A 10,801-nucleotide genomic window follows, 5' to 3' on the forward strand; every position below is an offset into this window, starting at 1 on the left:
CCCGTATCAGTGAGGGGTCGTGGGGTAGCCTGGAATCCTATGGCGTTCGGGATGCTGTAACCTGAGTTCAAATCTCAGCGACCCCATCCAATTATGAAAACGAATTTTGAGGACATATGAAGGAATCGTATACCCGATATGAAAGAGCCAGAATTATCGGTGCACGTGCTCTGCAGATTTCGATGGGTGCTCCCGTCCTTATCACGACAGGAAACATCGATCCGCTTGAGATCGCCATCGAAGAATTCCAGAAACGTGTGGTTCCCATCACCGTAAAAAGAGTGAAGTGATCGGAATGACGACCATAACGAGTATTACCCTGAGAACAATTCTCGACAGCCGTGGCAATCCGACGATCGAGGCGGATCTCTGGACCGAAAACGGTTTCGGACGGGCTGCAGCACCAAGCGGTGCGAGTACCGGCATGTATGAGGCAAAAGCCCTTCCCGTGCGCGAAGCAATCGAGCATGCCCGATCGGCGGTGATCCCGTCGCTCCTGGGCACGGATTCACGCGATCAGACCGGTTTTGACGCGCTGCTCAGGGAAATCGACGGCACACCTGATTTCAGCGTCATCGGCGCGAATATCTCGGTAGCATTGTCGCTGGCAAATGCGAAAGCAGCCGCTTCTTCTCTGGGTCTGGAGCTCTTCAGGTATCTGGGCGGTGTGTTCACAACCGATACCCCGCTTCCGCTCGGCAATGTTATCGGCGGAGGAGCCCATGCGGCCAATGCGACCGATATTCAGGAATTTCTGATCGTGCCGACCGGGGCGATGGATGCCGAAGAAGCGATTTTTACAAACGCGGTCGTCCATAAACAGATCCGGGAACTTCTCAACAGTCAGGGCAAAGGCTGCGGCAAAGGCGACGAAGGTGCATGGGCACCACAGATCAGTGATATTGCGGCCTTTGATCTCGTCAGTGAAGCCATTGCTGCTGTTTCAGACGATCTGGCAGTGGAAGTCGATATGGGCCTTGATGTCGCAGCGAGCGAACTCTGGCGCAATGGCCACTATCAATACCGGGATGCGAATCGAAATAGCGAAGACCAGATTGCATATATCAGCGATCTTATCGACCGGTATGAGCTGGTTTACGTCGAGGATCCGCTTCACGAAGAGGATTTCGAAGGTTTCGCACGGCTGACCGAAGAGGTTGGTGACAGATGCCTTATCTGCGGTGATGATCTCTTCGTGACAAACGTTGACCGTATTGAGACGGGTATCGAGCAGCAATCTGCAAATTGCGTCCTTATCAAACCGAATCAGATCGGGACCCTGACAGACACTTTTGAAGCGGTGCGTCTTGCCCATGCCAACGGTATGGAAACGGTCATGAGTCACCGGTCTGGTGAAACGACCGATGAAACGATTGCACATCTTGCAACCGCATTCGCCTGTATTTACTTAAAAACAGGCGTTGTTGGTGGAGAACGTATTGCAAAACTGAATGAACTTGTTCGTATTGAGGAGATGATCTATTGACATCCAATGATATAGAAATAGAACTTGCTGAATCCCTTATTCCGGTTGAGGAATATCTTGCCGCAGGAGTGCACATCGGCACCCAGCAAAAAAGCCAGGACATGATGAAATTCATCTACCGTGTACGCGGGGATGGCCTGTATATTCTTGATATCCAGGAGACCGACAAGAGAATAAAAACTGCCGCGGCTTTTATCGCCAGGTTCGATCCCACGAAGATCCTGGTCGTTACATCACGCCAGTATGGCCAGTATCCCGCAAAGAAGTTCGCCGAGGCTATCGGTGGCATGGCGGCAGTTGGCAGATTTATTCCCGGTCTCCTGACGAACCAGCGTATCGCAGGATATGTGGAACCCGAAGTGCTGGTCGTGACCGATCCCATCGGCGACTCGCAGGCAGTGAACGAGGCCGTCCAGTGCGGTGTTCCCATCGTCGCGCTGTGTGATACGAACAATATGACCAGTTTCGTCGATCTCGTCATCCCGACAAACAACAAGGGCCGAAAAGCTCTCTCCATGGTATACTATCTCCTCACACGCGAAGTTCTTCGCCACCGGGGAATCACGACTTCACTGACACCCGAAGATTTTGAGACCGATCTGTAACATCCGATGAAAAAGGGGGTTGTGTAACTATGACACGAAAACCCAGTGTCGCGGGAATGTTTTATCCCGATAATCCTACCCACCTTCGACAGATGGTCGAGACTTTTTTCCGGCAAACCGCAGGCGGCGGAGAGGCGCTGGGCGTTGTATCTCCGCACGCGGGATATATCTATTCCGGCCAGACAGCAGCTCACGCCATTGCTGCGCTGCCGGAAGGATTCGACGGAACAATCGTGCTTATCGGTCCGAGCCATCAGGGGATGATCACGTGCGCCTCCGGTGAAGCATGGGAGACGCCTCTTGGCATGGTGCAGACTGACCGCCCGTTTATCGAGGCAATGGACATTACTGTGGATGAGTTTTCCCATAAGGGTGAGCATTCTCTTGAAGTTCAGGTTCCGTTTCTCCAGATCCGGTTTCCGCGGGCATTGGTTGCGCCGGTTATGATGGGAAGCCAGAGCCCGGGTTCTGTTGAAAACCTCGCCGGAAAAATTATCCGGGCTATCCGGATGACAGGCAGGGAGATCCGGATTGTGGCATCAAGTGATTTTTCCCACTATATTCCCGAAGATGTCGCCCGGAGGCAGGATCTGTATGCCATCGAAGCGCTCAGAAACCTTGACGTCGGTGAGTTTTTCCGCCGCATTCACGAAGCGGGCGTCAGTGCCTGCGGCTATGGCCCCATTGCCACGATGGTCACGGTGTGCCGCAGTCTTGGAGCAACCCGCGGTGACCTGATCCGGTACACCACAAGTGCCGAAGTATCGGGCGACCGGAGCCAGGTAGTCGGGTATGCGGCCATCGCGGTGATATAAGTGGCGACGTGGAGTTCTCCGGGAAAGGTTTTTTTATTTGGAGAGCATGCCGTCGTTTTCGGCAAACCGGGCATTGCAATGGCAATTAAACCGCGGGTGTATGTCACTGTCCGGAAAGGACGGCATCCTCCCAGGGTAAAATCACCATATATTGAAAACTGTTTCTCCGAACTCGATGTAAAAGGGAGCGTATATGTTCATTCACAACTCCCGAGCTCATCCGGTCTGGGTTCGTCGGCAGCAGTCACTGTTGCCACACTGTCGGCAATCAACGACGAATTCGATCTCGGTCACTCACGTGCGCAGATAGCAGAAATCGCATATACAATTGAGAAAAAGGCGCAAAAAGGGCGAGCAAGCCCGACTGACACGTATGTGTCGTCATTCGGGGGGATTGTGCTGATCAAAGGGGGAACGAAACGCCGTCTGCCGCCGCAGTCATTCAATCTCGTCATCGGCAATACGCTTGTTTCACACAGCACTTCGAAGATGGTGGAGCAGGTCGGTACATTCAGGCAGGAAGAGCCTGCTATCGTTAATCCCATACTTGATGCAATTGACGCTGTTTGCATGAAAGCGATTCATCATCTTGCAGATCCGAAAGAAATCGGCAAATATATGGATATCAACCATGCTCTCCTGGAGGCGCTTGGAGTAAGCCACCCGTCGCTGACCCGCCTTGTTATGGCATCCCGTGCGGCCGGCGCATACGGGGCAAAAATGACCGGGGCGGGTGGCGGCGGGTGTATCATCGCACTCTGTCCCAAGCGGTCCAAAACGCGTATCGCCGGTGCCATCGAAGGGTGCGACGCCCGGGCGATAATTACAACCATCGATACTGACGGGGCACGTAAAGAACATGACGGAAAGATTGCTCGTAAAACTGGGCGGTAGCGTTATTACCGATAAATCAGGGGACTGCACAATCAGTCACTTACGGCTGGCAAAGATTGCGGATGCCCTGTCACAGCATCCCGGAGGTGAAATTATTCTGGTCCATGGCGCCGGTTCCTGCGGTCATCCTGAGGCGATGCGTCATCACATTCATAAAGGATTGGATCAAAATAATATAGCAGGTATATTTATCACGCATCAAGCGGTCGGACACCTCAACGATGCCGTGGTAAATGCGCTTCGTACCAGCGGTGTGGAAGCAATGGGAATGCATCCTCTGGATGTATGTGTTGCGGAAGACGGTCGTCTCGTCTCAATGGAGTTGGAACCTCTCGAACTTCTCGTCCGGAACGGGATCGTGCCTGTGCTCCATGGCGATGTCGTCATGGACAGGACACGGGGTGTCTGCATTGTCTCAGGAGACCAGCTTGTCAGGTATATCGCACCCCGGATGGGTATTCACCGGATAGGGCTGGCAACCGACGTTGCCGGCGTACTCGATAAAGGGTCGGTTCTTCCCTGGATCGATTCGGAAACCGCAAATACACTCTCCATTGGTGAATCAGGAAATATTGACGTCACAGGAGGAATGAAAGGTAAAATCCGTGAACTCCTTTCACTAGCGGGTGAAGGAACGGAATCGGAGATCTTTCATATTTCACGTCTTGGGGACTTTCTGGACGGGCGTAATCATGGCGGTACCGTGATTAGACGCCGGGAAGGGAACTGATTCAATCGAATGGCTGCTTTACCGGGCGGGCAGGTACCGATATCGGGGACACATCCCGGAGGAATAATAATGGATACTACAACGCAGACATCCTCGCGGAAACGGGACCACCTTGTGATCTGCTGTGAACAGCAGATAGAATACGGGTATTCCGGGTTTGATGACGTACGGCTGGTGCATAACGCATTGCCTGAGTGCGATCTCGGATCACTGCAGACCGGGGTGCGGTTTCTCGGGCACACGCTACAGTCACCTCTCTTTATCGCAGCCATGACCGGAGGTCACCCGGACACGCTGGAGGTGAACCGACGCCTTGCCCGGGCTGCGGCGAAGTACGGCCTTGGCATGGGAGTCGGATCACAACGGGCCGCTCTTGAAAACCCGGATCTGGAGGAGAGTTTTATAGTAGTTCGCGACCATGCACCTGATGCATTTCTCTGCGCGAATCTCGGTATTATCCAGCTCCGTGATCACGGAATTGAATGGGCGGACCGGGCTGTGGAGATGATTGATGCACAGGCTCTCTGTATCCACCTCAATCCGCTTCAGGAGGCAATACAACCCGAAGGCGATCATAATGCATGCGACTCTCTCGCAGCACTCGCCGCCCTCTGCGCTGAAGCCTCTTATCCGATAATTGTCAAGGAGACCGGATCAGGGATTTCCCGGGAAGTCGCGAGAAGGCTCTGGGGCAGTGGCGTTCAGGGTATTGACACAGGAGGATGGGGAGGCACCTCATGGGCTGCAGTCGAGTGCGTGCGTGCACCGGACGAGAAACTCGCCCGGCTCGGTTCGCACTTCCTCAACTGGGGCATTCCAACTGTTGTGAGCCTTTGCGAGGTTGCGGGCACCGGAAGTCCCGTCATTGCAACAGGAGGGATCCGCTCAGGCACCGATATCGCCAAGGCGATAGCACTCGGAGCTGATTTGTGCGGAACCGCACTGCCGCTCCTGAAACCGGCAATGGAAAGTGAAGAAGCGCTGTTTGCAGCAATCGAGATGATGCAGCAACAGCTGAAAGTCGCAATGTTTCTCACCGGTGCGGACTCAGTTGCCCGGCTGAGAAACGTGCGTACGTATATTACCGGCCTGACAGGTCAGATGATACATTCGGAGGAATAATTCATGGATATTGAAATAATTGCAGTAGGCGGCTATAATGAAGTCGGACGAAATATGACGGCTGTTCGCTGCGGAAAAGAGATCGTAATTTTTGATATGGGGCTCCGGCTCGATCAGATAATGATCCACGAGGATGCTGAAGTCGAAAACATGCATTCGCTTGATCTCATCGAGATGAAAGCAATCCCGGACGATACGCTGATGAACACAGTAGAGGGCACCGTTAAGGCGATTGTCTGCACTCACGGGCACCTCGATCACATCGGGGCGATTCCCAAACTCGCCCACCGGTACAACGCGCCGGTTATCGGAACGCCCTATACGGCGGAACTCATACGGCAGCAGATAGCGGGCGAACAGAAGTTCGGGGTGAACAATAAAATTTTCACGCTCAAGGCGGGACAGAAATATACCCTCTCCCAGTCGATCACCCTTGAATTCGTCAGGATGCAGCACAGCATTATCGACACGATAATGGCGGTTCTGCATACCCCCCGCGGGGCGATTATCTATGCAAACGATTTCAAACTTGACAGAACACCAGTCATCGGTGCACCGCCGGACTTTGCGCGACTCAGGGAGATAGGCAAGGAAGGCGTTCTCGCGCTCGTCGTTGAAAGCACAAATGTGATGACCAAGGGCAGGACGCCGAGCGAACGGGTAGCCCGGGATCTCGTTCGTGACGTAATGACAAGTTATGAGGATGATAAGAACGCCATGATCGTCAGCACGTTCTCGTCCCATATTGCACGCGTAAAGACGATTGCGGAGTGTGCGCATGAAATCGGTCGAAAACCGGTTCTGCTCGGCCGTTCGATGGAGAGGTATGCATCAACTGCCGAACAGCTTAAATTGGTCGGGTTTCCCAGTACCGTCAGCATGTTCGGAAACCGGCGGACGGTAGACAGGACTTTTAAGCGGATGATGAAATCGGGGAAAGAAAATTTCGTTCCGATTGTCACCGGGCACCAGGGCGAACCGGGCGCGATCCTTACGCGGCTGGCAAAAGGGGATACACCGTATAGACTGGATAAAGGGGACAAGATTATGTTCTCTGCGAAAGTCATCCCGAATCCGATGAATTACGGTCAGCGCCACATGCTTGAAACCCTGCTGAAGATGAGGGGTGCACGCCTGTTCGATGAGCTTCACGTGAGCGGTCATGCGTACCGGGAAGACCACTATGAACTGATTCATATGCTCAATCCGCAGCATATTATCCCTTCGCACGGGAATATCGACATGACCGGTGGATACGTCCAGTTTGCGGAAGAAAGCGGGTACACCCTGAACAATGATATTCACATCCTCCGGAACGGACAGAGGATCACTTTCCCACAATAAGGTGAAGACATGGAACTGAACGAGTATCTTCAAAAAGCCGCTGATATCGTCGATAAGGAACTTTTCCGAAATTACGGGAGCGTTTTTGCGGAACTGGACAAAGCGGCGGCGCACCTCCTGCTTGCGGGAGGGAAACGCATCCGCCCCGCTGTCGTAATGCTCGGGGCTGATGCGGTGCGGAGGGGCAGTTCCATGGATATTCTCCCCGCCGCTCTTGCGCTTGAAGTGACTCACACATTTACCCTCATTCATGATGACATTATGGACGGAGACTCCACCCGAAGGGGCGTGCCGACCGTCCATACAGAGTGGGACGAAGCAACGGCTATTCTTGCAGGTGATGTCCTGTACGCGCAGGCTTTTGAACTTTTGACAAAAGCCATCGCCCCGGATAATGCACGCGTGAAAGCCGTAATGCTGCTTGCCCGTACCTGCATCGAAATCTGTCAGGGACAGCACATGGACATCACATTCGCATCGCGGGATGACGTCTCCGAGATGGAATACCTCGATATGGTGCATAAAAAAACCGGAGCGCTCATTGCTTCAGCTGCCGCCGCAGGCGGAATACTCGCCGGAGGTACCCCGGGGCAGGTCAAGGCACTGTATGAATGGGGGGTGAATTCAGGTATTGCATTCCAGATTCAGGACGATCTTATCGACCTTCTGGCAGATGCACAAAAGAGCGGGAAAGACCGTGCCTCGGATCTCAGAGAAGGGAAGCAGACGCTCATTGCCATCCATGCCCGTGAAAGGGGCATCGACCTCTCGCCCTATCGCCGTGCCGATCTCTCCGATGCCGAAATTGAGAATGCGATCCTTATACTGGAAGATGCCGGCGTTATTCAGGATGTCCGCGACATGAGTGCAGAAAAGGTCGCAATTGCAAAAAAGGCGCTGCATAACCTCCCCGAATCAGAGGAAAGGGTGTTATTAAGTCAGATTACCGATTATTTCGTGACCCGGGGATTCTGAAAATGGAACCTGGACCACGCGACCTTCTCGTCATGTACGCCCTTCAGAACGCTGTCCGCCACCGGAGCGTTCCGAAAGGGGGGACAGTTCTGGGTACTCTCATGGGGAACCATCCGGAATATCGCTCACGTGCAAAGGAGATGGCGGCTCTCCTCGCGGATGTACTCGAAGAGGTGGAGCGGATGACGCCTGAAGAACGGGAGGGACGACTGACCGCACTCGCACCCGGTCTGATGGTGCCGAAAATGCAGAAGCGTGAACGCGAATCCGAACTGCCGGATCTGGAAGAGGCCGAACATGGCGTCGTCATGCGGTTCGCACCAAACCCGAGCGGTCCCCTGCATATCGGCCACGCCCGTGCCGCGTATCTCAATGATTTTTATGTCCGGAAGTATGGCGGCAGGTACGTTCTCCGGATCGAAGATACCGACCCGAGACGGATTGAGAGGGAAAATTACGACCTTCTGCAGAGCGATATCGAATGGCTTGACCTTGCCGTCACCGAAACGGTGTACCAGAGCGACCGGATGGATATTTACCACGAGCACGGCAGGCGTCTTATTGAACTGGGAGGGGCGTATGTCTGTACGTGCGAGGCGGAACGGTTCAGAACTCTCAAACTCGAAAAGAAAGCCTGTCCCTGTAGATCGGCCGGCATCGAAGAGAGCCTTGCATTGTGGGACCGGATGCTGGCGGGAGCATTCGCGGAAGGTACGGTGACAGTGCGTGTCAGGACCGATCTCTCTCATCCCGACCCGGCAATGCGGGATTTTTCGATCTTCCGTATCGTCGATGCCCCACCTCACCCCCGGTGCGACACACGTGTGTATCCGCTCATGAACTTCTCGGTCGTGATCGATGATCACCTGCTGGGAATCACTCATGTTATCCGGGGAAAGGATCATATCGCCAACACGAGAAGGCAGGAATATATCTACACGTATTTCGGTTGGAAGCCACCGTATTACCGGCATTATGGCAGGATGTCAATCGAAGGTCTGGTCCTTTCCACCTCTGCAATCAAAGAAGGCATTCGCGAGGGATTGTATGCCGGCTGGGACGACATTCATCTCGGTACCCTGAAAGCGATTGCACGCCGCGGCATCCTGCCCAAAGCTGTACGGAACGCGATGATCGACATCGGCATCGGTGATACGGATATTTCGTTTTCATGGGAGAATCTCTATGCCAAGAACAAGGCATTGATTGATCCTGTTGCAAACCGGTATTTTTTCATCCCCCATCCGGAACGGCACCTTATTGGGAATGCCCCGGACCAGACTGCACATGCCCTTCTTCACCCGAACCATCCCGAACGCGGCAGCCGCGATCTGATGTTCTCCGGCGAGGTATTCATCTCCACCGACGATATCACGGGGCATAAAATGGTACGCCTGAAGGATCTCTTCAATGTCCGTATTTCACAGGACGAAGGCATTCTTCGTTTATCGTATGCAGGGGATTCACTCGATGAAGCGCGTGCTGCGAAAGCACCGATTGTACAGTGGCTTCCTGCCGGTGAAGCTCAGTCGTGTGTGCTTAAAAAACCGAACGGAAACGTGGACGGACTGTGTGAGCCCGCTGCAGCCCTGGAAATCGGAAGGGTCGTCCAGTTCGAACGCGTGGGATTCGCCCGGATCGATGCGGTCGAGGACGGCATTGTTCAGGCATACTATGCACACCGGTAAGGAATATATCAGGTTTCCTGAGACGGACACCGGCGGTTAAGAGTCCTTTTATCGTTCGAACTCATATATATACGACACATGGCAAATATCACTGTAGCGATACTCGGATCCACCGGATATGCCCGCGGTATCGGGAAAGCCGGCACGACATCGGACATTACGTTTTATAACATAAAGCGTGGGGAGGATGCCGTCACAATGATTGAGCCTGCGCGCTATCCCGAACGTGTCCAGTCCCTTTTCTTTTCGGTTTCGATGGCAGATGAAGCCATCCTGGTAGTGGATGAAATAGATACGGCGTTCGGTGAAACGGTCGTGATGCTTCATGCCGTCGGCGTACGGAAAGGATATCTGATTCTCAGGAATTATCTTGACCCGTCCCGGATTGCACCCCTGATCAGGGGAACCGTCGTAGAGGGGTACAGGCTGGTGGAGGATGATCCGGTCGCACTGCGCGAATATCTCCTGCAGGATGTCGCGGCAGTCACACGGGACTCCAAACCGGAAACAGGCGGAATTGTTCCCATCGATCACCACTTCAACGTAAAAGGTATCGGGATCGTCATTCTCGGTTCTGTCCGGTCGGGCATTATCCACAAACACGATATCGTAGCCGTGCTTCCCGGCAAGAAAACGGCACAGATCCGTTCAATCCAGAAACATGATGATGACTGGAGTACCGCCTCGGCAGGTGACCGGGTGGGCCTCGCTCTGAAAAATATCGGTGCGGAAGACCTTGACCGGGGTTTTGTCCTCTCCACCGACGGAAGTGTAGCAACGACCCGCACGATTCACGGTCGGGCGGAACTGGGATCTTTCTGGCAGCACCCCCTGCGTGAAGGAATGGTGCTGCATATCGGACACTGGATGCAGTTCGTCTCCGGACGGGTTGTCACGGTTGACGCGGGGGATGACTGGAAACATCCTGCTGTAACGATCGCGCTTGACAGGGATCTGGTCTATCTTCCCGGTGATTCTGCAGTCATCCATCACCTCGATGCGGGCAGACTCCGGGTTGCAGGATCCGTTCTCCTGCACCAGCCATAAATAATTACTTTTACAAGAAAGGCCTTCATCGGCCGATAGAAATGGTAAAAGCACAGCAGCTCATCGTGGTTCCCGAGAACTCTCGTATCTCAGTA

Annotated in this window: 11 protein-coding genes and 1 tRNA gene; all 12 read left to right on the forward strand. The window is 53.7% G+C overall.

The annotated features are described in order from the left end of the window. The first annotated feature begins 13 nt into the window (after window positions 1-13). Window positions 14-86: transfer RNA gene (locus APR53_01800), tRNA-Pro, on the forward strand. 30 nt (window positions 87-116) lie between these two features. Continuing rightward, on the forward strand, window positions 117-290 hold the full coding sequence (gene rpoK, locus APR53_01805; GenBank protein ID KQC02992.1) for a DNA-directed RNA polymerase subunit K: 174 nt from the start codon (window positions 117-119) through the stop codon (window positions 288-290). A 5-nt stretch (window positions 291-295) separates the two neighbouring features. Beyond that, window positions 296-1,486: an enolase gene (locus APR53_01810; protein KQC03002.1), complete on the forward strand. Its 1,191-nt coding sequence runs from the start codon at window positions 296-298 to the stop codon at window positions 1,484-1,486. Further along, window positions 1,483-2,091, forward strand: coding sequence for a 30S ribosomal protein S2 (locus APR53_01815; protein KQC02993.1), 609 nt, complete (start codon window positions 1,483-1,485; stop codon window positions 2,089-2,091). Before APR53_01810 ends, APR53_01815 begins: the two co-directional genes overlap by 4 nt. Before the next feature lie 29 nt (window positions 2,092-2,120). Beyond that, window positions 2,121-2,906, forward strand: a complete 786-nt coding sequence (locus APR53_01820) for an extradiol dioxygenase (protein KQC02994.1) — start codon at window positions 2,121-2,123, stop codon at window positions 2,904-2,906. Further along, window positions 2,907-3,800 (forward strand): mevalonate kinase, encoded by an 894-nt coding sequence (locus tag APR53_01825; protein ID KQC02995.1) that lies wholly within the window; start codon window positions 2,907-2,909, stop codon window positions 3,798-3,800. Continuing rightward, window positions 3,766-4,530: a uridylate kinase gene (locus tag APR53_01830; GenBank protein KQC02996.1), complete on the forward strand. Its 765-nt coding sequence runs from the start codon at window positions 3,766-3,768 to the stop codon at window positions 4,528-4,530. The genes APR53_01825 and APR53_01830 overlap by 35 nt, the downstream gene beginning before the upstream one ends. 69 nt (window positions 4,531-4,599) lie before the next feature. Then, window positions 4,600-5,652, forward strand: a complete 1,053-nt coding sequence (locus tag APR53_01835) for an isopentenyl pyrophosphate isomerase (GenBank protein ID KQC02997.1) — start codon at window positions 4,600-4,602, stop codon at window positions 5,650-5,652. Window positions 5,653-5,655: 3 nt separating this feature from the next. Beyond that, window positions 5,656-6,996, forward strand: coding sequence for a ribonuclease J (locus tag APR53_01840; GenBank protein ID KQC02998.1), 1,341 nt, complete (start codon window positions 5,656-5,658; stop codon window positions 6,994-6,996). A 9-nt stretch (window positions 6,997-7,005) separates the two neighbouring features. Beyond that, window positions 7,006-7,971 (forward strand): phosphoesterase, encoded by a 966-nt coding sequence (locus tag APR53_01845; GenBank protein ID KQC02999.1) that lies wholly within the window; start codon window positions 7,006-7,008, stop codon window positions 7,969-7,971. 2 nt (window positions 7,972-7,973) lie between these two features. Beyond that, window positions 7,974-9,659 (forward strand): glutamine--tRNA ligase, encoded by a 1,686-nt coding sequence (gltX, locus tag APR53_01850; GenBank protein KQC03000.1) that lies wholly within the window; start codon window positions 7,974-7,976, stop codon window positions 9,657-9,659. 78 nt (window positions 9,660-9,737) lie between these two features. Next, window positions 9,738-10,706 (forward strand): elongation factor Tu, encoded by a 969-nt coding sequence (locus APR53_01855; protein KQC03001.1) that lies wholly within the window; start codon window positions 9,738-9,740, stop codon window positions 10,704-10,706. The last annotated feature ends 95 nt before the right edge of the window (window positions 10,707-10,801 follow it).

Origin of the sequence: Methanoculleus sp. SDB, from assembly GCA_001412355.1 — an archaeon.
In the GTDB taxonomy this organism is placed as follows: Archaea; Halobacteriota; Methanomicrobia; order Methanomicrobiales; family Methanomicrobiaceae; genus LKUD01.

What these genes read in the sequence shown, in the direction of transcription:
- rpoK (KQC02992.1), top strand. Translation starts at nt 117, where the DNA reads ATGAAGGAATCGTATACCCGATATGAAAGAGCCAGAATTATCGGTGCA.
- APR53_01810 (KQC03002.1), top strand. Translation starts at nt 296, where the DNA reads ATGACGACCATAACGAGTATTACCCTGAGAACAATTCTCGACAGCCGT.
- APR53_01820 (KQC02994.1), top strand. Translation starts at nt 2,121, where the DNA reads ATGACACGAAAACCCAGTGTCGCGGGAATGTTTTATCCCGATAATCCT.
- APR53_01830 (KQC02996.1), top strand. Translation starts at nt 3,766, where the DNA reads ATGACGGAAAGATTGCTCGTAAAACTGGGCGGTAGCGTTATTACCGAT.
- APR53_01835 (KQC02997.1), top strand. Translation starts at nt 4,600, where the DNA reads ATGGATACTACAACGCAGACATCCTCGCGGAAACGGGACCACCTTGTG.
- APR53_01840 (KQC02998.1), top strand. Translation starts at nt 5,656, where the DNA reads ATGGATATTGAAATAATTGCAGTAGGCGGCTATAATGAAGTCGGACGA.
- APR53_01845 (KQC02999.1), top strand. Translation starts at nt 7,006, where the DNA reads ATGGAACTGAACGAGTATCTTCAAAAAGCCGCTGATATCGTCGATAAG.
- gltX (KQC03000.1), top strand. Translation starts at nt 7,974, where the DNA reads ATGGAACCTGGACCACGCGACCTTCTCGTCATGTACGCCCTTCAGAAC.
- APR53_01855 (KQC03001.1), top strand. Translation starts at nt 9,738, where the DNA reads ATGGCAAATATCACTGTAGCGATACTCGGATCCACCGGATATGCCCGC.